The 22,692-nt window shown below is 68.8% G+C and carries 27 protein-coding genes, 1 tRNA gene and 1 other RNA gene; 10 read left to right on the forward strand and 19 right to left on the reverse strand.

What is annotated here, in order from left to right; genetic code table 11:
• Positions 1–44 precede the first annotated feature (44 nt).
• Positions 45–1,205: a nicotinate phosphoribosyltransferase gene (locus ACQUS8_RS07610; RefSeq protein ID WP_435099112.1), complete on the forward strand. Its 1,161-nt coding sequence runs from the start codon at positions 45–47 to the stop codon at positions 1,203–1,205.
• Between the two features lies 1 nt (position 1,206).
• Here ACQUS8_RS07610 and ACQUS8_RS07615 read toward each other — a convergent pair whose 3' ends face one another.
• Positions 1,207–1,833, reverse strand: coding sequence for a TIGR00296 family protein (locus tag ACQUS8_RS07615; RefSeq protein ID WP_435099114.1), 627 nt, complete (start codon positions 1,831–1,833; stop codon positions 1,207–1,209).
• 223 nt (positions 1,834–2,056) lie between these two features.
• On the opposite strand from ACQUS8_RS07615, the gene rnpB reads away from it, so the two are divergent.
• Positions 2,057–2,391: RNase P RNA component (gene rnpB, locus ACQUS8_RS07620), an RNA gene on the forward strand.
• Positions 2,392–2,485: 94 nt separating this feature from the next.
• On the opposite strand, the gene ACQUS8_RS07625 is transcribed toward rnpB, so the two are convergent.
• The 7 genes from ACQUS8_RS07625 to ACQUS8_RS07655 form a co-directional block, all read right to left on the reverse strand.
• Positions 2,486–2,701, reverse strand: coding sequence for a hypothetical protein (locus ACQUS8_RS07625; protein ID WP_435099116.1), 216 nt, complete (start codon positions 2,699–2,701; stop codon positions 2,486–2,488).
• Positions 2,698–3,792, reverse strand: coding sequence for an aminopeptidase (locus tag ACQUS8_RS07630; protein ID WP_435099118.1), 1,095 nt, complete (start codon positions 3,790–3,792; stop codon positions 2,698–2,700). Before ACQUS8_RS07630 ends, ACQUS8_RS07625 begins: the two co-directional genes overlap by 4 nt.
• Before the next feature lie 53 nt (positions 3,793–3,845).
• Complete coding sequence (locus ACQUS8_RS07635) at positions 3,846–4,271, reverse strand: CBS domain-containing protein (protein ID WP_435099120.1); 426 nt, start codon at positions 4,269–4,271, stop codon at positions 3,846–3,848.
• Positions 4,272–4,376: 105 nt separating this feature from the next.
• Positions 4,377–4,748, reverse strand: a complete 372-nt coding sequence (locus tag ACQUS8_RS07640; RefSeq protein ID WP_435099122.1) for a YccF domain-containing protein — start codon at positions 4,746–4,748, stop codon at positions 4,377–4,379.
• A 226-nt stretch (positions 4,749–4,974) separates the two neighbouring features.
• Positions 4,975–5,172: a XapX domain-containing protein gene (locus ACQUS8_RS07645; protein ID WP_435099124.1), complete on the reverse strand. Its 198-nt coding sequence runs from the start codon at positions 5,170–5,172 to the stop codon at positions 4,975–4,977.
• Between the two features lie 166 nt (positions 5,173–5,338).
• Positions 5,339–5,413, reverse strand: a tRNA-Arg gene (locus ACQUS8_RS07650).
• 60 nt (positions 5,414–5,473) lie between these two features.
• Entirely contained in the window at positions 5,474–5,623 is a 150-nt protein-coding gene (locus tag ACQUS8_RS07655; protein ID WP_435099126.1) for a hypothetical protein, read from the reverse strand.
• Positions 5,624–5,782: 159 nt separating this feature from the next.
• On the opposite strand from ACQUS8_RS07655, the gene ACQUS8_RS07660 reads away from it, so the two are divergent.
• Complete coding sequence (locus ACQUS8_RS07660) at positions 5,783–6,703, forward strand: DUF7139 domain-containing protein (RefSeq protein WP_435099128.1); 921 nt, start codon at positions 5,783–5,785, stop codon at positions 6,701–6,703.
• Between the two features lie 2 nt (positions 6,704–6,705).
• Here the strand turns inward: ACQUS8_RS07660 and ACQUS8_RS07665 are convergent, their stop codons facing one another.
• Positions 6,706–7,278 (reverse strand): phosphoribosyltransferase family protein, encoded by a 573-nt coding sequence (locus tag ACQUS8_RS07665; RefSeq protein ID WP_435099130.1) that lies wholly within the window; start codon positions 7,276–7,278, stop codon positions 6,706–6,708.
• Between the two features lie 122 nt (positions 7,279–7,400).
• Between ACQUS8_RS07665 and ACQUS8_RS07670 the strand changes: the two genes are divergently transcribed.
• A complete protein-coding gene (locus tag ACQUS8_RS07670; protein WP_435099134.1) occupies positions 7,401–8,423 on the forward strand; it encodes a hypothetical protein in 1,023 nt (340 codons plus the stop codon).
• Here ACQUS8_RS07670 and ACQUS8_RS07675 read toward each other — a convergent pair whose 3' ends face one another.
• The 4 genes from ACQUS8_RS07675 to ACQUS8_RS07690 form a co-directional block, all read right to left on the reverse strand.
• Positions 8,424–8,621, reverse strand: a complete 198-nt coding sequence (locus tag ACQUS8_RS07675) for a hypothetical protein (RefSeq protein WP_435099136.1) — start codon at positions 8,619–8,621, stop codon at positions 8,424–8,426.
• Positions 8,622–8,629: 8 nt separating this feature from the next.
• Entirely contained in the window at positions 8,630–9,184 is a 555-nt protein-coding gene (locus ACQUS8_RS07680) for a hypothetical protein (RefSeq protein ID WP_435099138.1), read from the reverse strand.
• Between the two features lie 109 nt (positions 9,185–9,293).
• A complete protein-coding gene (locus ACQUS8_RS07685) occupies positions 9,294–10,373 on the reverse strand; it encodes an aminopeptidase (protein WP_435099140.1) in 1,080 nt (359 codons plus the stop codon).
• Between the two features lie 127 nt (positions 10,374–10,500).
• Positions 10,501–11,604 (reverse strand): aminopeptidase, encoded by a 1,104-nt coding sequence (locus ACQUS8_RS07690; RefSeq protein WP_435099142.1) that lies wholly within the window; start codon positions 11,602–11,604, stop codon positions 10,501–10,503.
• 84 nt (positions 11,605–11,688) lie between these two features.
• Here ACQUS8_RS07690 and ACQUS8_RS07695 point away from each other — a divergent pair, with 84 nt between their 5' ends.
• Entirely contained in the window at positions 11,689–12,732 is a 1,044-nt protein-coding gene (locus ACQUS8_RS07695; RefSeq protein WP_435099144.1) for a threonine aldolase family protein, read from the forward strand.
• Here ACQUS8_RS07695 and ACQUS8_RS07700 read toward each other — a convergent pair.
• Positions 12,729–12,857, reverse strand: a complete 129-nt coding sequence (locus tag ACQUS8_RS07700) for a hypothetical protein (protein ID WP_435099146.1) — start codon at positions 12,855–12,857, stop codon at positions 12,729–12,731. The two genes, ACQUS8_RS07695 and ACQUS8_RS07700, sit on opposite strands and share 4 nt — an antisense overlap.
• 154 nt (positions 12,858–13,011) lie before the next feature.
• Positions 13,012–13,530: a metallophosphoesterase gene (locus ACQUS8_RS07705; protein WP_435099148.1), complete on the reverse strand. Its 519-nt coding sequence runs from the start codon at positions 13,528–13,530 to the stop codon at positions 13,012–13,014.
• 74 nt (positions 13,531–13,604) lie between these two features.
• Between ACQUS8_RS07705 and ACQUS8_RS07710 the strand changes: the two genes are divergently transcribed.
• Together ACQUS8_RS07710 and ACQUS8_RS07715 are read left to right on the forward strand one after the other, a co-directional pair.
• Entirely contained in the window at positions 13,605–14,570 is a 966-nt protein-coding gene (locus ACQUS8_RS07710) for a cation diffusion facilitator family transporter (protein ID WP_435099150.1), read from the forward strand.
• Positions 14,571–14,625: 55 nt separating this feature from the next.
• A complete protein-coding gene (locus ACQUS8_RS07715) occupies positions 14,626–17,109 on the forward strand; it encodes a DEAD/DEAH box helicase (RefSeq protein WP_435099152.1) in 2,484 nt (827 codons plus the stop codon).
• Here the strand turns inward: ACQUS8_RS07715 and ACQUS8_RS07720 are convergent, their stop codons facing one another.
• A complete protein-coding gene (locus tag ACQUS8_RS07720; protein WP_435099154.1) occupies positions 17,110–17,502 on the reverse strand; it encodes a universal stress protein in 393 nt (130 codons plus the stop codon).
• Between the two features lie 39 nt (positions 17,503–17,541).
• Positions 17,542–18,279 carry an Sjogren's syndrome/scleroderma autoantigen 1 family protein gene (locus tag ACQUS8_RS07725; RefSeq protein ID WP_435099156.1) on the reverse strand — a complete coding sequence of 246 codons (738 nt, stop codon included), beginning with the start codon at positions 18,277–18,279 and terminating at the stop codon, positions 17,542–17,544.
• Positions 18,280–18,387: 108 nt separating this feature from the next.
• Here ACQUS8_RS07725 and mdh point away from each other — a divergent pair, with 108 nt between their 5' ends.
• Positions 18,388–19,302, forward strand: coding sequence for a malate dehydrogenase (mdh, locus tag ACQUS8_RS07730; RefSeq protein ID WP_435099158.1), 915 nt, complete (start codon positions 18,388–18,390; stop codon positions 19,300–19,302).
• Positions 19,303–19,344: 42 nt separating this feature from the next.
• On the opposite strand, the gene ACQUS8_RS07735 is transcribed toward mdh, so the two are convergent.
• Together ACQUS8_RS07735 and ACQUS8_RS07740 are read right to left on the reverse strand one after the other, a co-directional pair.
• Positions 19,345–19,482 carry a hypothetical protein gene (locus ACQUS8_RS07735; protein ID WP_435099160.1) on the reverse strand — a complete coding sequence of 46 codons (138 nt, stop codon included), beginning with the start codon at positions 19,480–19,482 and terminating at the stop codon, positions 19,345–19,347.
• A gap of 68 nt (positions 19,483–19,550) precedes the next feature.
• A complete protein-coding gene (locus ACQUS8_RS07740) occupies positions 19,551–19,796 on the reverse strand; it encodes a ferredoxin (protein ID WP_435099162.1) in 246 nt (81 codons plus the stop codon).
• Positions 19,797–19,880: 84 nt separating this feature from the next.
• Between ACQUS8_RS07740 and ACQUS8_RS07745 the strand changes: the two genes are divergently transcribed.
• The gene (locus ACQUS8_RS07745; protein WP_435099164.1) at positions 19,881–22,136 is read left to right on the forward strand and encodes an ATP-dependent DNA helicase; all 2,256 of its coding nucleotides are present in this window, start codon (positions 19,881–19,883) and stop codon (positions 22,134–22,136) included.
• On the forward strand, positions 22,133–22,645 hold the full coding sequence (cgi121, locus tag ACQUS8_RS07750; protein ID WP_435099166.1) for a KEOPS complex subunit Cgi121: 513 nt from the start codon (positions 22,133–22,135) through the stop codon (positions 22,643–22,645). The genes ACQUS8_RS07745 and cgi121 overlap by 4 nt, the downstream gene beginning before the upstream one ends.
• Positions 22,646–22,692: the final 47 nt, after the last annotated feature.

Genomic DNA, 22,692 nt, shown 5'->3' on the forward strand with positions numbered 1-22,692 from the left:
GGATGGCGGCAGGCTTTTTCGCGCCGCCGCCAGTAGCGAGAAGCATGACACGAGACGCGACGGACGCCCCCTTCGACATCGTGCCCGTCGAGGCCATCGCCGAGGGCCGGGCGACGGACGCCTACTTCGACCGCACCGTCACCACCCTCGAACACGCCGGGAAGAATCCGCGCGTCGTCGCCGAAGTCACCGCCGACCAGTTCCCGACCGGCGAGTTCGAACTGCTCGCAGGCGTGAAGGACGCCGCCCACCTCCTCGAGGGCCTCCCCATCGACGTCGACGCGATGCGCGAGGGTCGGCTCTTCGACGGCGGCCCCGTCATGCGCATCGAGGGGAACTACCTCGACTTCGCGCGCTACGAGACGAGCCTCCTCGGCTTCCTCTCGCACGCGAGCGGCTGTGCAACCGGCGCGCTCGAAGCGCGTCGCGCCGCACCGAACAGCGAGGTGCTGAGTTTCGGCGCGCGCCACGTCCACCCGAGCATCGCGGCGATGGTCGAACGCGGCGCGCTCGTTGCCGGCCTCGACGGTATCAGCCACGTCGCGGCCGGGGACGTCCTCGGCGTCGAGGCGAGCGGGACGATGCCGCACGCGCTCATCATCGCGTTCGGCCGCGGCAACCAGGAGGAGGCGTGGCGGGCGTTCGACGAGAGCGTCGGCGCGGACGTCCCGCGGGTCGCGCTCGTCGACACCTACTCCGACGAGAAGGACGAGGCGCTACGCGCCGCGGACACGCTCGGCAACGCGCTCGACAGCATCCGCCTCGACACGACCGGGTCGCGCCGCGGGAACTTCCGGCATATCGTCGAGGAGGTGCGCTGGGAGCTCGACCTGCGAGGGTTCGAGGACGTCGGCATCTTCGTCAGCGGCGGCCTCGGCCCCGAAGAACTGCGGGAGCTCCGGGACGTCGTTGAGGGGTTTGGCGTCGGCGGCTACGTCTCGAACGCGGACCCGGTGGACTTCGCGCTCGACATCGTGGAGCGCGACGGCGAACCCTGCGCGAAACGCGGGAAGCTCTCCGGGAAGAAACAGGTGTATCGGACGGCGGACGGCGGCCACCACGTCGGCCTCGCGGACCGGACGGGGCCGGCGGACGGCGAGGAGCTGCTCGTGCCGCTGCTCCGCGACGGCGAACTGGTGCGGGAGTTCGACATCGACGACGCGGCGGCGCGGGCCGCAGAAGACGCGGACGCCGTCGGGTTCTAGGTCAGTTCAGGGATTCGATTTCGCCGTGGGGTTCGGTCTCCTCGAAGACCTGGCCCTCGAAGAGCGTCACCATGACGTCGTCGTCCTCCCACGCGCCGTTGGGGAGGCCGGCCTTCCGGCAGGTGCGGTCGAGGTACTCGAAGACGGACCAGTCGTTCTCGATGGGGAGCGTCGGATACATCCAGCCGTGCTTCCCGTGGCCGTCGACGGCGACGCCGTGCGTGCCGAGCTCGATGTCGGAGACGGGGTCGTCGGTGAGAACGAGGTTGGAGACGGTGCAGACGGAGACCCGGATAGTGTCGAGTTCCGCGGGCTCCACTTCGGAGCCACAGGAGGACTCGCTCGCCGCGTTGATGGCCGCCTCGACGATGGCGTGGCCTAGCTGTTTCGACCCGTTCCCAAGCTCGCGGACCGTCTCGTGTGCGCCGGCACAGCCGCGCAGTCGACCCCGCCCTCGTGTCGACTGCAGACGGACGAAGGCGCCCGTCCGGTTGTAGAACGCGTCACGCATGCTCCCCGGCTGCTCGCGCTGTCCGTTACGGACGAACGCCTCCACCGAGTCACGTGCGAGTTCGACGGCCCGAGCGCCGTCGTCGTCGGAAAGGTGTATCGACTGGGCCTCGGACATTACGCATACATATAGGGCCACTTCAAACTTCAATCCTTCCCTTGGTTCACAGATTCGTGATAGATGTCGAAAGTCGGCTCCGCGCGTGAATCGGTCGTTTTCGGGCGATTCGCCGTCTCGTCGCCGATTCCGGGGAGCCACAAGGTACTTACCCGATGTGTGGTAGTTGTTGTCACACTAATCACCGAACGTCTTAACCACGTCAGGGCGCTAGTGTACGGTGAGTAGCGGGAGCCCGGCCCCCGTGCGCGGCCCATCAGGCACGTGCATGAGGAAAGTCCCCCCACCAGTCGGGCAGGCGACCGGGCACAAGCCCGGGGCGGGAGACCGTCGGCCCTGGAACAGAGACGACACGTCTCCGTCGGACCGATGCGGTGTGCGAACCCGCGGCGACACGAAGTCGCGGGGAGTGAACCCACCGAGGAATGACGACGGAGGAGCGATGGAACGGCCACCCTCGCCGGTGCAAGTCCGCGCACAGGAAGGTAGCCCGACAGCCCGCGCGGACGCTCAGCCGAATGCCGGAACAGAACAGAAGGGGGCTTACTCCCCGCAGCTCCACTACGTACCGCGGAGCCGTGCCGCCGCGTTCGACGTCTCGTGTACCGACACCGACCAGCGATAGCGCTGTCTCCCGCGACGAGTAACGGTGCTACGCGCGCCCGTCGACCGTGTGGGCGTAGAGTTCGCCCGCGACGCCGACGACGAGGAGGAGCGGAATGACCCACAGCAGCACGAGCGCGACGAAGCTCGCCGCGAGCAGGAGCGGGTGCGACCCGCCCGACCCCGTCTGGATGAACGTCGCCGCGACGAACCACAGCACGAGCGCGCGGTAGAGTCCGGTCCGGTCGGGGAACCGGAGCGTCATTCCTCGAACCAGAACGTCCCGTTCTCCTGAATCGTCTCGCCGTCGACCTCGATGCGCGAGTCCTCGCTCATGTCCACGATCATGTCGACGTGGACCGCCGAGTCGTTCGCCTCGTCCTCGTGGCCCTCGGGGAAGTTCGAGGTGTAGGCGCGGCCGAGCGCGAGGTGGACGGTGTCGCCCATCTTCTCGTCGAAGAGGATGTTATCCGTCACGCGGTCGATACCGCGGTTCATCCCGATGCCGAGTTCGCCGAGACGACGCGCGCCGGCGTCGGTTTCGAGGACTTCCGTGATAGCGTCCTCGCCCTGCGCGGCGGCGTGGTCGACGACCTCGCCGTCCTCGAACTTCAGGTGGGCGTCGCGGACGCGCCGGCCGTTGATGGTCATTGGGACGTCGAAGACCACCTCGCCCTCGGTGGCGTACGGCGCGGTGAACACCTCGCCCGAGGGGAGGTTGTGCGAGTCGTAGTCGACGCTCGCCGCCGAGTTCACCGCGAGGCGGCCATCGACGCGCATCGTCAGGTCGGTGTCCGCCCCCGAGACGATGCGGACCTCGCTCGCGTCGTCGAGGACGTCCTTCACCTTCGCCTGCTTCTGGGCGAGTGCCTCCCAGTCGCGCAACACGGCGTCGTAGACGAAGTCCCGATAGGCCTCGTAGCTCATCCCGGCCTGCTGGGCGAGCGAGCGCGTCGGGTGGTCGGTGCTCACCCACTTCGTCTCCATGCGCGCCTCGCGGACGCCCTCGTTCGCGCGGTTGTACGCCTGTCGAGTCTCGCCCGGGACGTCCGCCGTCTCCGTCGTGTTCCGGCCGCCGCCGAGCGAGAGCACCGCGTCCGCGTTCGCGTAGAGCGCGCGCTTGAACTCGGGGTCCGCGTCGAAGTCACCGTCGTGGCCGAGCAGATAGGCGCGCGTCACCTCGCTAGAGGAATAGGTCGTCACGACGTTCGCACCGCGCTCGCCGAGTTCCTCCGCGACGGCCACCGCCAACTCGTGGGCGTCCGGACCGACGTCCACGACGACGTCGTCGCCCTCCTCAATGCGCGCGCTCCAGTCAACGAGTGTCCGTGCGTGCTCGCGAATGCGGTCGTCCATACGCTCGGGTCGCGCGGCGCGACGAAAAAAGGAGGCGTCTCGACCGACGTGCGCTAAATCTGTGCTTCGACGAGTGCCGCGACGTCGCCGAGTTCCTCGCCGAGAAGGACGAGGAGGTCGTCGAGCGAGACGACGCTCACGGGGTCGCCGTCGGCATCGACTTCGAGGACGCGCCGGACTTCCTCGTCCTTCATCGTCTGGAGGATGCGGAAGACGTCCGTCCCCTGTTCGACGCTCACGGGGTCGGGCGTCATGACCTCGTTCGCGGTGGTCGCCGTCGGGTCGGCCTCGTGACGGAGCGCGAGCGCGACCTGCCGGTCGGTCAGCGCGCCCGCGGGTTCGCCTTCGTTGGTGACGAGGAGGAAGCCGACGTCCTCGGAGTACATCGTTTCCGCGACCTGGTCGAGCGAGGCGTTCCCGGGGATGCTCACGACGCTGCGCGACACGTCCCGCACGGGAAGCGTCTGGCTCTGTGACATAGTTGAGGCGGGGAGCGCCGCCCACCTAAAAACGGTGGCCAATCAGGCCACCACGGCGCGGGCGGACGTCGCACGAAAAAGCGACGATTTCGAACCGCAAGGCGCTCAGAACCGGTAGAGTGACGTGACGTAGGGGAGTTTGCCGAACATCCAGATAGCGACGGGCAGGCCGACGATGGTGACGGCGAGGAGGGCGGCGAGGTTCGCCCAGAAGAGGCTCGCCCACCAGCCGACGAGGACGAAGTAGACGGCGCGCAGCAGGAGGTTGTGCTGGCTCCCGCCGTCCGCAGCGTCCATACTCCGCGGTTCCTTGAGGGTGAGCGCGGTCGGAACGAGGTTGATGAGTTTGATGCCGAGCGGGATGCCGACGACGGTGACGTTGAGGAACCACGCGACGTTCACGAGCACCGGCGTCGCCCACCAACCGATGACGACGAACCAGAGCGCGCGAACGAGCAGGGAGCGCTGTTCAGCCATACGTGCCCTTCGAACGGGCCAGTGAAAAACGCCGGTGGCGGTGGGTCACGTATTCGCCCTCTGTGGGTTTTTCCGGCCACCAGCGGTGGCCGGCTCTTTTTCAGCCGTATTTTTGCCGCGAGCGGTCGGCCGCGCCGACCCGAGCGGGAAAAAGATGGACGAGCAGGGAGCGCTGTTCAGCCATACGCGACCTTCGGGCGGCCCGCTGAAAACGCCGATGGCGGCTCTAGTGGAGGCCGAGCCACCGAAGGAGGTCGAAGCCGATGCCGGTGGCCTCGATGAGCTGATAGCCGAGGTAGATGCCGACGATGCCCATAACACCGGGGAGCGACGGCGGCGCGGGAATCGGGACGCGGAGGCCGGCGAACAGCGCGCCGGTGAGCAGTCCGACGAGCAGTGCGGCGACGACGAGCGTCGTGTTCATGGCCGACGTGAGGGTCGGCGCGAGCAAAAGACCGCCGGGCGACGCCGAGGTGAGGCGGCCGCGGTGTCCCTCCGTACCCACCGCGAGCCTTCGGCTCGCGGGAAGTTTTAGCGTAGCTTTTGCGAGGAGCGGGTCGCTTCGCGACCCCGACGACGTAAAAGGTACGCGGGCACGAAGGGATTTGAACCCTCGCGCTTCTGGTTAGAAGCCAGACGCTCTGTCCGAACTGAGCTACGTGCCCCACCGGTGCAGTATGTCGGAGGGGGCAAAAGCCGTTCGGGACGGCGCGGAGTGCGAGGCCCTAGAGGAGGTCGCCGACCTCGTCGAAGTCGCTCCGACAGAACGGACACCGGTAGTTCGTCTCGAACCCCGTCGTCTGGGCGACGGTTCGCGTCTGAAGTTCGTGCATGGCGATGCCGCGTTCGCACTCCGGGCAGTCGAGCTTGGGCACGTGTGAGACACACTCACGCTACCCACTTAAATAATTGGCTCGCGGACAGGAACGGCACCGCGCCGTCTGGTGGTCGTGCCCGCTGCGGCCACCACGGGCTTCAATGGTGAGCGGTGTGGGCTGGCGAACAGTCTTAACGGATGCTCCTAGAGTGAACGTATGGAGTCAGACATCGGGAGTCGGGCGGCGAGTGAGCTAGTCCGGACGTATCGGCGCTACATCGGCGAGCCGGAGCGCCTCGCAGACGTGTACGCGGGCTTCGGGTTGTTCTTCGGCGGGGTGACGCTCGGCGTCGTCGGCGTGCTGGTGTTCCTGTGGGGATCGACGGTTCCCGCGGAGTCGATGGCACACTGGCAGCTGCGCGAGATCGCGGGGGCGCTCGCACTCGTCGGCCTGCCGGCGTTCGTCCTGAGCATTCCCGTGCTCCTCCCGGTGGACCGGCGCGCGACGTACGCGGCGGCGGTCGGCGCGGTGGTCTGTCTCGCGGGCGTCGCCGTCTTCGTCACGAGCTACCCCTACCACTGGAACGTCGAGGGCGCGACGGACAACAGCACGCTCGGCGTTGTCGTCTACGCGGCGGGGCTCGTCCTCCTTGTCGGCGCGGGCGGCGCGGGCCTCGTGACGAACCGCGTAGAGCGCGCGCGACTCGCCGGCGAGAGCGACGGCGGAGCGGGCGGAGGGGACCCGAGCGCCGGCGCGGCGGCGAGCGACGAGCCCGAGGTGACGGACGCGGACGTCGAGCGCGACATCGAGGAGGCGATGTCGGAGTCGGACCTCTCGTGGGGTGGCGTCGAGAAGACGAACACGACGCGCCTCCAGATCGACACGGGCGACGACGACGTGGAGCGCTCGAACCTCTCGGCGGAGAACGCGAACGTCTCCCGCAGCGAGGGCGTCGACTCGGCGGTGAGCGGCCTGCAGAAGCTCCGTGGCGGCGAGTCGAAGGAAGAGACGGGCGAGGGCGCAGACGACCAGGTCGCGGCACTTCAAGAGCTCCGCGAGAAGCAGCGCGCGGAGGAGGTCGCGACGGCGGACGACGAGGGCGTCCTCGACCGGGTGCGCTCGATGTTCCGGCGCTGAGGCTACTCCGCGACGAACAGCGGGAGCGTCGCGAGCGTCTCGACGTCGGGGTGTTCGCGGCCCTCGGCGAAGACGGCGGCGCGGACATCGACATCCGCGTCTACGGCGTCGAGGAGGGAGGCGAGCGAATCCATCGTCCCGCCCGTGGAGACGGCGTCGTCGACCAGCGCGACGCGCGCGCCGGCGAGGCGGTCGGCGTCGCTCCCGTCGAGGACGAGCGACTGGTCTTCGTCGGTGGTGATGGAGTCGACGCTGATCGTCACGGGGTTGTGCATGTAGGCTTTGACGGACTTCCGGACGACGACGTACTCGACGTCGAGTTCGCGCGCGAGCGCCTGCGTCAGCGGGAGGGATTTCGCCTCCGGCGTCACAAGGTAGTCGACGTCGGGACCGGCGAGGCGGTCGGCGAGCGCCGACGCGGCGGCCTCGACGAACTCCGTCGTCCCGAGGACGAGATGGGCGTTCGACGCGATGTAGGTGTCCGCCGACACGTCGACGAGCGGAAGCGCCCACTGCCGGTCGAACAACTCGACAGTGTGGGCGTCCTGCCCGCGGTACGGCCGAGTGAACTCCATACGTGAGCGGGGACGCCGAAACGTATAGAGCTTGTTCGACTCGCGAGACAGGACAAAAGTCAGACAGTTGATGTGTTGATTCCAGCCATAATTTTAATATGGGTGGTTTCGAGGAACCGAGTATGGCCAAGGGACTCGACGTGGGGACGATGAACCTCATCTCGGCACGCCAAGAGGGCTCCGAGACGGTGTTCGTCCAGCAGCGAAACTCGTTCGTGGAACTCGACTACAGCGACATGGCGGACCAGATGCTCTCGCGGAGCGACGTCCTCCACATCAAGAAGGGCGAGAAGGTGTACGTCGTCGGCGACGACGCGCTGAACTTCGCGAACATCTTCAACCGCGAGACGCGGCGCCCGATGAAGGCGGGCATCCTCTCCTCCGACGAGAAGTCCGCCATCCCGATGATCAAACTCATCCTCCAGCAGGTCGTCGACGAACCACAGCGGCCCAACGAGCGGCTGTTCTTCTCGACGCCCGCGGACCCGACGGACTCGGAGCTCTCGACGCTCTACCACCAGAAGACGCTGGAGTCCATCCTCAGCGACATGGGCTACGACCCCGAACCCATCAACGAGGGGATGGCGGTCATCTACAGCGAACTCGCGGACAACGACTTCACTGGCCTCGGCATCAGCTTCGGCGCGGGGATGACGAACGTCTGTCTCTCCTACTACGCCGTCCCCGTGATGCGCTTCTCCATCGCGCGCGGTGGCGACTGGATCGACGAGCAGGCCGCGCGCGCCACCGGCACGCCCGTCGACAAGGTCACCTCGACGAAGGAGGAGGACTTCCGCCTCGACTTCACGAGCGACGTCGGCGGCGTCGAGGGCGCGCTCGGCATCTACTACGAGAACCTCCTCGACTACGTCGTCGAGAACGTCGTGAAGGAGGTCGACGAGGAGGACGTCGAGGAGGGCCTCGACGTGCCCGTCGTCGTCACCGGCGGAACCGCGAGTCCCGACGGCTTCGAGGCGCTCTTCCGCGAACGCCTCCGCGAGGCCGACCTCCCCTTCTCGGTGAGCGGCGTCCAGCGCGCCAGCGAACCCCTCTACAGCGTCGCGCGCGGCGCGCTCGTCGCCGCCCGCTCCGAGGAAGGCTCGCAGGCCGAATCCGAATCCGCGGAGACCGACACCGAGGAGTAACTACCGCTCAAGGAACCGCCGGAGTGCCGTCTCCCACGACTCCTCGTTCTCGCGTTCGGCGGGCGAGTGGTCCGCCGCGACGTCCGCGAACCCACACGACTCGCAGACGACGGCGCGTCGGCCCTCGAAGACGAGTTCTTCGAGCGTCCCGTCACAGCGCGGACAGTCCATGTCCGACTCCTCGCGCCCGAGTCCCATCAACCTAGCTAGCGATAGTGCTTGAAGAGGAGCGCGCGCACGTCGTCCTTCGTCCGCGCGTACTCCGTCGTGCCGTCCGGGAGCTCGACCGCGTACTTCCCGTCGTTCGAGTCGACTTCCTCCCAGACGTCGTCGTTCTCCTCCAGCAACTGCATCATCTGCTGGAGCGGGCTCCCGCCCGGCGACGGCGCGGCACTCTCGTCCGTCGCATTAGCGGCGTCCGCCTCCCCGGAACCGTCGTCCGCCTCGTCGGTGGCACCGATGTCGTCGGCGCCCGCCTCGTTGGCTTCCGTCTCCTCCACGGCGGCACGCTCGGTCACGGCGTCGCTACTCTCGAGCGCGACGTCCGCCGCGGCGTCGTCCACGTCGTCGGGCGAGTCGGCCGTCGCCGCGTCCCCGACGAGTGGGCCGTCGCCGCGCGCCGCCTCGTGCTGGTCGATGAGGTACTGCAGGGCGTCGCGCGTCCGCATCTCGCCGTATCCCTCCAGATACGTCTCCGCGAGCGCCTCGCGCAGTTCCTCCAGATAGTCCGCTTGGTCCGCCCCGATGTCGATAGACGGCATACCGAGACGCGGGCGAGCAGGGACCAAATAGCTAGGCGTCGTTCGCTCCACGCGACGGGACGCGGTGGTCGCGGTTCGTCGCTACGCGTCTCGCCACGCCCGAACCGCGTTACTGCTCGAAGACGAACGTCCCGTTCTGCTGGACGACCTCCCCGTCGATTTCGATGCGCGAGTCCTCGCTCATGTCCACGATCATATCGACGTGAATCGCGGACTCGTTCGCGGTGGTGCCCTCCGGGACGCAGTCGTCGATGGCGTCGCCGAGCGCGAGGTGGACGGTGTCGCCCATCTTCTCGTCGAAGAGCATGTTGTAGGTGAACCGGTCGATGTCGCGGTTCATCCCGATGCCCAACTCGCCGAGGGAGCGCGCCCCCTCGTCCGTGTCGAGAGTGGCCTCAAGCAGGTCGACGTGCTCGGCGGCGTCGTAGTCGACGACCCGGCCGTCCTCGAACGTCAGGGAGACGTCGGTGAGTTCGCGGCCCTGCCGGAGGAGCGGTTTGTCGAAGAGTACCTCGCCCTCGACGCTCTCCGGGCGCGGCACGGTGAACGCCTCGCCGGCGGGCATGTTCGCGGTGCCGGCGTCGTTCTCGCCGTGCATCCCCGCGATGCTCATCGTGAGGTCAGTGGTGTCGCCGGAGACGATGCGGACTTCCTCGCCCTCCTCGAGCAACTGCACCATCTGCGCCTGGAACTCGCGCTGGGCCTCCCAGTCCTTGTTGACGGCGTCGTAGACGAAGTCCGCGTAGGCGTCGGTGCTCATCTCGGCCTTCTGGGCGTTCCCGGGCGCGGGGTGTTGCGTGATGACCCACCGCTTCTCGACGCGCGTGTTGAAAACCGGCTCGCGGGCGCGACTGCGGGCCGACATCGTCTCGGGGGCGACGTCGCTCGTCTCCGCGACGTTCTCGCTCCCACCGATCATGATGACGACGTCCGCCGCCTCCATCGCCGCGAGTTCGTGCTCGGGGAGGCGGAAGTCCGCCGGGTCCATCGCGCGGAAGTACGCGCGCAGCGCCGTGCTGTCGTTCCACAGGGTGAGCGGGTGTGCACCGAGTTCGCCGAGGCGCTCGTGGAGGGCGACGACGAGGTCGTCAGCGACCGACGGCGCGATGACGATGACGTCGTCCTCAGCGGCGACGTCCATGCAGTCGTCCACCAGCACCGCGGCGTGTTCTCTGACGCGGGGGTCCATACCCGAAGGAGAGCCGAGACCCCGATAAAGGAGGCGGGTCAGGCCAGTCGCGGGTCGTCGCTACACTCGAGCCGCGTTCTCCTCACGCCGTCGGCGCTCGGTACTCGGCGATTCCGACGGAATCGCCCTATCTCTCGAAGCCGTCCTCGAACCGGAACGTCCCGTTCCGCTGGACGACCTCGCCGTCGACCTCGATGCGCGAGTCCTCGCTCATGTCCACGATCATGTCGACGTGGACCGCCGAGTCGTTCGGGTCGCGCTCAGCGGGGACACACTCGTCGTAGGCCATCCCGACGGCGAGGTGGACGGTGTCGCCCATCTTCTCGTCGAAGAGCATGTTGTAGGTGAACTGGTCGATGTCGCGGTTCATCCCGATGCCCAGCTCGCCGAGATAGCGCGCGCCCTCGTCCGTGTCGAGGACGTCGCCGAGGACGTCCGCGTTCCGGTCGGCGTCGTAGTCGACGACCCGGCCGTCCTCGAAGCGGAGGTAGGCGTTCTCGATCTCGCGGCTCTGGTGGTAGAGCGGCAGGTCGAAGCGCACCTCGCCCTCGACGCTGTCGGGGACGGGCGCGGTGAACACCTCGCCGCCCGGGAGGTTGTGCTCGCCGTGGTCGTTGATGGTCTTCATCCCCGCGACGCTCATCGTGAGGTCGGTCTCGTCACCGGAGACGATGCGGACCTCCTCGGCGGGGTCGAGAATCTCGACCATCTGCTGTTGGTGCTCGCGCTGGGCCGCCCAGTCCTTGTTGACGGCGTCGTAGACGAACTCCTCGTAGGCCTCGGTGCTCATGTTCGCGAGTTGGGCGTTCGCGGGCGCGGGATACTGGGTGAGACACCAGCGCGTCGAGAGCAGTTCCTTGCGGGCGGGCGCGTAGGCGCGCTGGAAGGCGGCCTGCGTCTCGCCGTCGACGTCGCTCATCTCGGTGACGTTCTCGTCGGCGCGGACGCGAATCGCGACATCCACCGACTCGTAGAGCGCCTCGAGGTGGTCGTGCTCGTCGATGTCCTCATCGTCGACAGTGCGGAGGTAGGCGCGCTCGGCGCGCGGACTGCCGAAGCGGCCGTTGTAGAGCATCAGCGGGTGTGCGCCGCGCTCGGCGAGTTCCTCGTAGACGGCGACGGCGAAGTCCTCGGCGACCGGCGGGGCGTTGACGACGACGCGGTCGCCCGCCTCGACGCTCGTGGAGTGCTCGACGACGGTCGCGGCGTGGTCTCTGACGCGGGGGTCCATACTGTCGGGGACGGCCAGCACGCCCAAACCGCTTGCGGGTCCGCGGAGCATCGGGGTTTTGGCGGCCGCGCCCCACGTGGACGTATGGCCGACTACACGGGGACGGACCCCATCGACCTGCGGAGCGACACGGTGACGACGCCGAGCGAGGAGATGCGCCGCGCGGCGGCGAACGCTCCGGTCGGCGACGACGTCTACGGCGAGGACCCGAGCGTGAACGACCTCGAGGCCACGGCCGCGACCACGCTCGGCTTCGAGGACGCCCTCTACGTGCCGTCGGGGACGATGGGCAACCAGATTGCCGCGCGCGTCCATACCGAGCGCGGACAGGAGGCCGTCGTGGAGGCCGAGAGCCACGTCGTAAAGTACGAACTCGGCGGGTTCGCCCAGCACAGCGAGCTCCAGGTTCGGCCGGTCGAAGCGGGCGAAACCGTCGTGCCGACGCCCGCACAGCTCCGCGAGGCGTACGTCGCCGAGGACCTCCACCGGCCCGGAACGGGGCTCGTCTCCATCGAGAACACGCACAACGCGAAGGGCGGCGTCGTCGCCGCCGTTGCGGACGTCGCGGCGCTCGGCGACGAGGCCGACGATTTGGGCGTGCCCGTCCACCTCGACGGTGCGCGCCTCTTCAACGCCGCCGTCGCCGCGGACGTGGACGTCACCGACTACACCGAGCACGTCGACTCGGCGAGCGTCTGCCTCTCGAAGGGCCTCGGCGCACCCGTCGGGTCGGTGCTTGCGGGCAGCGAGGCGTTCATCGAGGAGGCGCGCCGCGCCCGCAAACTGTTCGGCGGCGGGATGCGCCAGGCCGGGCTGATTGCGGCTCCGGGCCGCATCGCGCTCACGGAGAACGTCGACCGGCTCGCCGAGGACCACGCGAACGCCGAGCGCCTCGCGGAGGGCATCGCGAACGTCGAGGGACTCGGCGCCGCGGAGCCCGAGACGAACATCGTGCTCGTCGACACCGCGGGCGCGGACCTCACCGCCGAGGAGTTCCTCGAGCGCTGCGACGACGCGGGCGTCCTCGGGAGCGCGTTCGGCCGGCACACCGTCCGCTTCTGCACGCACCTCGACGTCGATTCGGCCGCCATCGAGGAAGCCGTCACGCGCATCGCGGGCGTCGTCTAGCGGCCCTGTTTGCCCTCGCGGAAGCTCAGAATCGTCTTGCGCAGGATGAGGTAGCAGAAGAAGACGAACCCGAGGACGAGCGCGAGGAGGACGTAGAACATCGGGTCCGACGGGAACAGCGACATGGGGCGTGCTACCCGGCGGAACGGCAAAGTGGTTTCGCCGAGCGCCGAGGGTGAAACGGTCGTTTGAGCCTACGCTACCCTATTGCTATAGGGGTGTCTATCCGGGAGTACAGGCGCGCGACGGACCCATGCCCCGGTCGTCCGCGCCTGCCCGCTAGACGTTTCGGCCCTCCACCCGGAACTCGCGCAACACCGTTCCGTCCCGTTCGACGATTTTTCCGTCCAGTCCCCCATCGACGGGCGTGAGTTCGGCGTGACTCGCCGGGTTCCCGCGCGGTTCGGCGTGACTCCCCGGATTCAACAACACGCAGTCTTCCGTCTCCGTGACGCTCGGGCTGTGCGTGTGCCCGGAGACGACGAGGTCCGCGCCGCGTTCGCGCCCGAACAGCGCGAGGCCGGTCGGCCCGCCACGCTGGCGGTGCGTGACCGCGACCCGGACGCCGTCGAGTTCGACGGTGCGCGCCGCCGGCAGGCGCTCGCGGACCGCGGGGCCGTCAGTGTTGCCGTGGACGGCGTAGAGCCGGTCGCTCACGTCCTGGAAGGCGTCGAGCGCGGCCTCGGTATTGAAGTCGCCGGCGTGAATCACGGCGTCCGCGCGCTCGACAGCGTCGCGGGCTCGGCCCGCGAGTTCGTGGCCGGTGGTGCTGTGCGTGTCGCTGAGGACGGCGAACATACACCCGGGTTCGCGCGGCGGGGAGAAAGATTCGGTGGATGGCTTTAGGTGGCGGCCGTCCGTCGTCGTCGCCAATGGCGAGTTCGAAGCGGGTCGTCGTCGCGGCGGGGATCGCGAACGGCGCCATCGCGATCATGAAGTTTCTCGGCTTTCTGCTGACCGGAAGCCCGGCGATGCTCTCGGAGACGTATCACTCCGTCTCAGACACGGCCAATCAGGTGTTCTTGCTCGTCGGTCTTCGGTACAGCGGCCGGGAGGCCGACCGCACCCATCCGTTCGGCTACGGGAAGGCGCAGTTCTTCTACAGCTTCCTCGTGAGCGTCCTCCTCTTCGGCATCGCGGGCTGGATGTCGCTCACGCACGGCTACGAGGCCATCGTGCACGGCCACGGGAGCGCGCTCCACGGGAAAGTCGAATTCCTCGGTGCGAGCTTCCGCGCGGTCTACGTGAACTACGTCGTGCTCGTCGGCGCGTTCGGCTTCGAGACCTACGCGCTCGTCACCGCCTATCGCGGGATGCGGATCGACATGGAGGCGCACGGCTGGACGGGCTTCGTCGAGGCGTTCAAGAAGACGAGCAACATCACGACGCTCACCGCGTTCACCGAGGACACCGTCGCGGTCAGCGGCATCGTCCTCGCGTTCTGTGGTGTCCTCCTCACCGACATCACCGGGAACCCCGTCTGGGACGGCCTCGCCGCGCTCTGCATCGGCCTCCTCCTGATGGGGTTCGCACTCGCGCTCGCCTGGGAGAACAAGCGCCTCCTGCTCGGCGAGTCGCTGCAGAAGAACGAGGAGGACGACCTCCGCAAGACGGTCGCCGGCTGGGAGGGCGTCACGGGCATCCGTGACTTCCGCACGGTCTACTTCGGGCCGAACCGCGTGCTCGTCGCCGCCGACGTCGCCTTCGACGAGGACCTCGACACCGGGGAGGTGGACGAACGCATCACCGCCATCGAGGACGCGCTCATCGAACAGAATCCGGGTGTCCGAAAGGTCTACATCGAGCCCGAGATCGCCACGAGCACGGGCGGCCACTAGCGCACCCGCGCCGCGCGGAACCCTTAACCGGCAGAAGGGCGAATTCCCGACGATAATGGCGGCCACTGACCCGGAGCAGTCGTACGTCGAGCACCCGCTGCTCGCCGAGGGCTTCCTCGAGGACCGACGCTACCAGAGCGAACTCGTCGAGCGCGCGCTCGGCGACCACACGCTCGTCTGCCTCCCGACCGGCCTCGGGAAGACGACGGTCAGCCTCCGCGTCACGGCCGACCGCTTGCAGGACGACGTCGGCGCGAAGAGCCTCCTCCTCGCACCGACGAAACCGCTCGTCGAACAGCACGCCGCGTTCTACCGCGAGGCGCTCGAAATCCCGGACGACGAAATCGTCGTCTTCACCGGGGACGTCCGGCCCGACGACCGCGCGGAGCTCTGGGGTTCCGCCAGAGTGGTCGTCGCCACCCCGCAGGTCGTCGAGAACGACCTCGTCGGCGGGCGCATCGACCTCCGGGACGTCGTCCACGTCACCTTCGACGAGTGTCACCGCGCCACCGGCGACTACGCCTACGTCTACATCGCCGAGCGCTACCACGCGGACGCCACCACCCCGCTCGTCACCGGGATGAGCGCCTCGCCCGGCGGCGACGAGGAGGAGATTCTCACCGTCTGTGCGAACCTCGGCGTCCGCGAGGTCGCGGTGATGACCGAGGACGACGCCGACGTCGCCGACTACACCTACGACACGGACGTCGAGTGGGAGCGCATCGAACTCCCCGAGGAGGTCCTCGAAGTCCGGGACGAGTTGAACGACGTCATCCGCGAGCGCCTCGAGCAGCTCAAAGAGCTCGGCGTCGTCAACACCACCCAGCCCGACCTCTCGCAGAAGGACCTGAACAAAGTACATGGAAAGCTTCGTGGCCTCATCGACAACGACAAATCGGAGGGCTACGAGGGGATGAGCCTCCACGCGGAGGTGATGAAGCTCCGGCGCGCGGTCGAGCTCGTCGAGACGCAGAGCGTCGAGTCGGTGCGCCGATACTTCGAGCGCCAGAAGAACGCCGCGCGCTCCTCCGGGGCCTCGAAGGCCTCCCAGCGGCTCGTGAGCGAGCCACGCGTGAAGGAGGCGATGCGGCGCGCGGAGGAGTTCGACGGCCTCCACCCGAAGTTCCGCCGCACCAGGATGCTCCTCGCCGAAACGCTCGGCATCGAGGGCGGCGACCGCGTCATCGTCTTCACGGAGTCCCGCGACACCGCCGAGGCGCTCACCGAGTTCCTCGGCAATCACTTCGAGGCGCGGCGTTTCGTCGGGCAGGGCGACAAGGAAGGGTCGGACGGGATGACCCAGAAAGAACAACAGGAGGTGCTCACGGACTTCAAGAGCGGCGAGTTCGAGGTGCTCGTGTCGACGAGCGTCGCCGAGGAGGGCCTCGACGTCCCCGAGGTCGACCTGGTGCTCTTCTTCGAGCCCGTCCCGACGGCGATTCGCTCCGTCCAGCGCAAGGGTCGGACGGGCCGACAGACGGAGGGCCGCGTCGTCGTCCTGATGGCCGAGGACACCCGCGACGAGGCCTACTTCTGGATTTCGCGCCGCCGCGAGCAGGAGATGGAGGACGAACTCCGCTCGCTCCAGTCGCTCGCGGACGACCTGGAGGCCGAACTCGGCGGCGGACAGGAGTCGCTCGCGGAGTACGCCGACGGCGACGCGCCCACTTCGAAGAGCGGCGGGACGGTGCCGAGTTCGGCGGACGGGCAGGCCGGCCTCGCGGACTTTAGCCCCGAGGACGGCGCAGCGGCGGACGAGGGCGCGGACGCCGGCGGGTCGGACGCGGACGAGGAAGGCGACACGGGTGGCGAGGCGAGCGACGACGCGGACGGCGAGGGCGAGGGGGCCGTCGTCGCCCGCGCCGACCCACCCGAAGAAGAGGAGCACGTCGAGGTCGTCGTCGACCAGCGCGAACTCGACTCGAACATCGCGCGCGACCTCTCGAAGCGCGAGCACGTCGAGACGCGCCTCGAAACGCTCGCCGTCGGCGACTACGTCGTCTCCGACAGGGTGGCCGTCGAGCGCAAGAGCATCGAGGACTTCCTCGACACGCTGCTCGGCGGGGACCGCGACCTCTTCGAGCAGGCGCGCGACCTCTCGCGCCACTACGACCGGCCCGTCCTCCTCCTGGAGGGCGGGGACCTCTACGGCGCGCGGAACGTCCACCCGAACGCGATTCGGGGTGCGCTCTCCTCGATCGCGGTGGACTACGGCATCAGCGTCCTCCGCACCGAGGACGAGGCGGACACGACGGACATGCTCGACGTGCTCGCCGGGCGCGAGCAACTGACACGGGACCGCGAGGTGTCCGTCCACGGCGAGAAGAGCGCGAAGACGAAGACCGAACAGCAGGAGTACGTCGTCTCCGCCATCGCTGACGTCGGGCCCGTGACGGCGCGCGCGCTCCTCGAGCACTTCGGGAGCGTCGAGGCGGTGATGACCGCCGACGAGGACGCGCTCATGGACGTCGAGGGCGTCGGCGAGGTGACGGCCGAGCGCGTCCGCGAGGTCGTCGCGAGCGACTACAAGCCGTCGTAGTCAGGGGATGACCGTGACGGGGACGCGCTCGGCGCTCATCACGGTCTCCGTGGCGCTCCCGACGATGGCGCGCTCGACGGCGCCGGCGCCGTGGTGGCCCATTACGACGTGGTCGTAGCCGTCCTCCTCGACGAGTTCGATGATGTCCTTCCCGATGCGGTTGGACGGCCGGAAGTCGAGGCTGATGTCCGTGTGGACGTCCGGGTCGTCGTCGATGTCGTGCGTGTCGAGGAGGTCGCGGGCACGTTCGAGGAGTTCCTCGGTGGCCTCGTTCTCGGTGTCCGTGATGTGGACGACGTGGAGGCTCCCGTCGTAGCGCGGCGCCATGTCCGCGGCGAACTCGAGCGCACGGAAACTGCAGTCGGAGCCGTCGATGGGCACGAGTATCTGCATACGTAGGCCGTCAGCGGCCACGGTGATAATTCCTGTCGCCTATCGGAGTTCGTCCAGCGCCTCGGCGGCCTCGCGGGCGGCCGCGGCGAGTTCGCGGGCGTTCCGCGGGTCGTCGGCGGCGGCGGCGCGCTCGGCGAGCGTGGAGACGGAGCGTGCGAGCGAGTCGCGGGCGGACGCGACGCCCGACGCCTCGCTCGCACGCTCCGTCTTGCCGCCGGACGCCTCCTTGCTGGCCGCGTCGGCGCTCGGCGTGCCCGCACTCGCCGTCGGTTCCACGTCGGTCTCCGTCGGCTCGGACGCGGGCGGGTGTGCCGCCGCGTGGGCGTCGCTCGGGCCGTGCGTGTGGTCCTCGGGCGCCTCCGTCTCGACGTCCTCGACGAGCGAGCGCGTCGGAGCACCCGTCGCGACGTCCGGCTCCTCCCGTTCGGTACCGGCGTCGGCCTCCGACGCGTCGGAACCCGAGTCCGCCGCCTCGACCTCGATGTCGGTGGCTTCCGCGTCGGCGCCCGCTCCGGTACCGGCCTCAGTGCCGGCCTCGGCCGCCTCGGCGGCCTCGCCCTCGGCCTGACAGGTCGGGCAAAACTCCCGGCCCTCGTAGCGGAAGAGGGGGTTGCCACACCGGTCGCAGTGCTTGTTCGTCATCGTCGCGCCCTGCAAGAGCAGTTCGCTCATCCGGCCGGTGCGCTCGCGGTCCTCCGCGTCCTTCGCGTACTTCTCGCGGAGTTCGCGCTTCTGCGCCTCTCGGTCGAACCCCTCGGGGTCCTCTCGGTCGCTCATACCCGAGTAGAGGGGGTACACGCCGAAAAATATGGTGACGGCGGTCCCACTCTCGCGGTGGGAACAGACGGTACGTTTAACGGTGGCGCACGACGTGTCCCAGACGAGATGACGAAAGTGAGCATCGTCGGTGCAGCCGGGACGGTCGGAGCGGCAGCAGGCTACAGCCTCGCGCTCCGAGACGTCGTCGACGAACTGGTCTTCGTCGACATCCCCGACCAGGAGGACACGACGGTCGGGCAGGCCGCGGACGCGAACCACGGTATCGCCTACGACTCCAACACCGAGGTCTATCAGGGCGACTACGCCGCGACCGAGGGGTCGGACGTCGTCGTCATCACGGCGGGCATCCCGCGCGAACCCGGACAGACTCGTCTCGACCTCGCAGGCGACAACGCGCCCATCATGGAGGACATCGGCGCGTCCGTCGCCGAGTACAACGACGATTTCGTCTCCATCACGACGTCGAACCCGGTGGACCTGCTGAACCGCCACCTCTACGAGACCGGCGACCGCGAGCGCCACAAGGTCATCGGCTTCGGCGGCCGCCTCGACTCCGCGCGCTTCCGCTACGTGCTCAGCCAGCGCTTCGACACGCCCGTCAAGAACGTCGAGGCGACCATCCTCGGCGAGCACGGCGACGCCCAGGTGCCGGTGTTCTCGAAGGTCCGCGTGGACGGCCGCGACCCGCAGTTCAGCGACGCGGAGAAGGAGGAGATTCTGGACGAACTCCAGCAGTCCGCGATGGACGTCATCGAGCGCAAGGGCGCGACCCAGTGGGGGCCGGCGACCGGCGTCGCGCACATGGTCGAGGCTGTCCTCCGGGACACCGGCGAGGTGCTTCCGGCGAGCATTCCGCTGGAGGGCGAGTTCGGCCACGAGGACACCGCGCTCGGCGTACCCGTAAAACTCGGCTCGGACGGCGTCGAGGAAGTCGTGGAGTGGGACCTCACCGAGTACGAGCGCGACCAGCTCGGCGAGGCTGCCGCGAAGCTCTCCGAGCAGTACGAACAGATCTCCTGACGGCGTCGCTCACGCGCCGGCTTTTTCGCGAGACGCGAGGAGCTACGGCGCCGTGACTTTGGAGTCCGCGGCCGTCGCTGCGGCGTCGGCGTCCTCGTCGGGCGCGCGCTCGGAGCGAGCGGCCGGCGTCTCCTCCCCGTCGGCGACCCAATCGAGCGCCTCCTCGTATGGGTGACACATGCTGTCGCGGTGTCCGTGGTAACTATACTCATTCGCAAAAGCCTTTCGCCGAGGGCGAACAGCCGCGCTCAGACGACCTGTTCGCCGTCGTCGTCGTAGACGCGGATAGCGTCGACGGGGCACGCGCGCGCCGCGAACTTCGCGTCCAACTCCGCGTCCTCGGGGACGTCGCGGACGAAGACGCCGTCCTCGGACTCCTCGCCGTCCACGAGCACGGCCTTCCCAGCGTCACGGTCCACCTCGAAACCGGCCTCCCACTCGGCGGCACACTGGAACATCCCGATGCAGGCGTCCCGATCGAACTCGACTCGCATACGGGAGCGTGCGCGCGGCGGGCGTTTAGCGGTGGCGGTCGCCCACACGACAGTTTAAACCCGAACGCTCGCCTAGACCGGTCAATGAGAGTCACGGACCTGACGGGGCTCCCCGCGGGCGTCCCCGAGCACCTCGAGGACGCGGGCATCGAGGAGCTCTACCCCCCGCAGGCCGAGGCCGTCGAGAAGGGCGTCACCGACGGGGAGAGCCTCGTCGCGAGCGTCCCGACGGCCAGCGGGAAGACGCTAATCGCCGAGCTCGCGATGCTCTCGGCCGTGGAGCGCGGCGGCAAAGCCCTCTACATCGTGCCGCTGCGCGCGCTCGCCGGCGAGAAGGCCCGCGAGTTCGAACAGTTCGAGCAGTACGGGCTCTCCGTGGGGGTCTCCACGGGGAACTACCAGAGCAACGGCGAGCGCCTCGCGAACAACGACGTCATCGTCGCCACCTCCGAGAAGGTGGACTCGCTCGTCCGGAACGGCGCGCGCTGGGTGGACGACCTCGCCTGCGTCGTCGCGGACGAAGTCCACCTCGTCGACGACAGCCACCGCGGGCCGACGCTGGAGGTGACGCTCGCGAAACTCCGCGCGCGCGTCCCCGACCTCCAGACCGTCGCACTCTCCGCGACCGTCGGGAACGCCGACGAACTCGCGGCGTGGCTCGACGCCGAGCTCGTCGACTCCGACTGGCGCCCCATCGACCTCCGCACCGGCGTCCACTACGGACAGGCCTTGCACCTCGACGACGGCACCACCCGCGAGTTGCCCGTCGAGCGCGGCGAAGCCCAGACGGCCGCCATCGTCCGGGACACCCTGCAGGACGACGGCTCGACGCTCGTCTTCGTGAACTCGCGGCGGAACGCCGAGGGCGCGGCGAAACGCCTCGCGAACGTCGTCGCGAAGGAACTCACCGACGGCCAGCGCGCCGAACTCGCCGAGGTGGCCGAGGAGATTCGCGCAGACAGCGACACCGAGACGGCCGACACGCTCGCGAGCGCCGTCGAGCGCGGCGCGGCCTTCCACCACGCCGGCCTCTCGCGCACCCAGCGCGAACTCGTCGAGGAGGCCTTCCGCGACCGGCTCGTCCGGACCGTCTGTGCGACGCCGACGCTCGCCGCCGGCGTCAACACGCCCGCGCGCCGCGTCGTCGTTCGGGACTGGCAGCGCTACGACGGCGACGCCGGCGGCATGAAGCCTCTTGACGTCCTCGAAGTCCACCAGATGTTCGGGCGCGCCGGCCGCCCCGGCCTCGACCCCTACGGCGAGGCGGTGCTCGTCACCGACAACCACGACGGCCTCGAAGAGCTCTTCGAGCGCTATATCTACGCGGACCCCGAGCCCGTCCGCTCGAAGCTCGCCGCCGAACCCGCGCTCCGCACGCACGTCCTCGCCACCGTCGCGACGCGCTTCGCGACGACGCGCGAGGAGTTGTTGGAGTTCCTCGACGGCACGCTCTACGCCGAGCAGACCGATGAGACCGGCCGACTCGAGCAGGTGACCGACGATGTGCTCGCCTACCTCGAGGCGAACGAGTTCATCGAGCGCGACGACGGCCTGCGCGCGACCGAGACGGGCGAACTCGTCTCCCGGCTCTACGTCGACCCGATGAGCGCCGCCGAAATCATCCACGGCCTCCGGCAGGCCGACGAGGAGACGAGCCCGCTCGGCTTCTACCACCTCGTCTCGCGGACGCCCGACATGTACGAACTCTACCTTCGCTCGGGCGACCGCGAGCAGTACACCGAACTCCTCTACGAGCGCGAGGCCGAAATACCCGGAAGTACGCCCTCCGAGTTCTCCGAGGGCGAGTTCGAGGACTGGCTTTCGGCGCTCAAGACGGCGAAACTGATGGAGGACTGGACGGAGGAGCTCGACGAGGACCGCATCGCCGAACGCTACGGCGTCGGCCCCGGCGACATCCGCGGGAAGACCGAGACAGCCGAGTGGCTGCTCGGCGCCGCCGAGCGCCTCGCGGGCGAACTCGACCTCGACTGCACGACCGCGGTTCGCGACGCTCGCAAGCGCGTCGACTACGGTGTTCGGGAGGAACTGCTCGACCTCGCGGGCGTGCGCGGCGTCGGGCGCAAGCGCGCCCGCAGGCTCTACCGGGCCGGCATCGAGGACCGCAGCGACCTGCGGAACGCCGAGAAGTCGACTGTGCTCGGCGCGCTCCGGGGCCGCCGGAAGACCGCGGAGTCCGTCCTCGCGGCCGCCGGCCACCCGAACCCCGAGATGGACGACGTGCGCGCGGACCCGGACGCCGCACCCGACGAGAGCGACGCGGACGGCGGAGCAGCCGACGCGAGCGAGCAGGGGCAGGCCAGCCTGGGTGATTTCGAATGAGGCTCGTCGAGGGCACCGCGGAGGTCGAGAACGTGGACGCGTTCGTCGGCGAGCTCGGCGACGTCGGCGAGACCCACGACTGCGCAGTGCAGGCGTTCGACGCGCGCTACGTCGCGGGCCGCGCACACCTCGAGAGCGCGCTCGAGCACGCCGAGCGGGCGTTCGAGCGCGGCGAGAACGTCGCGCGCGACCGGGCGGTCGAAGTCCTCCTCTACGCGGCGGGCCGCCGCCAGATTCGCCGCGCGCTCACGATGGGCGTCGACGAGGGCGAGACGCCGGCCGTCGTGCTCGTCGCCGCCGACCCGGGCGTTCGCGACCCCGACGCCGTGGAGGCCGCAGCGGCGAACGCCGTGAAAGAACGCCTCGCCCCCGGCGGTGGCTTAGAGGCCCGCGAGGACGAGCGAGTCTGCGAGTTCTTCGACGTCGGCACGGCCGAACGGGCCGCGACGGACGCGAGCCTGGAGGACCTCGTCCGCGAGCGCGTGGCGCTCCTCGACGTGGAGAAGTAACGTGGCGCGAGCGCCGGCGAGGAATCGCGGGAACACGAGCGCCAGCG

It is taken from the genome of Halarchaeum sp. P4, from assembly GCF_051195175.1.
Classification (GTDB): Archaea; Halobacteriota; Halobacteria; order Halobacteriales; family Halobacteriaceae; genus Halarchaeum.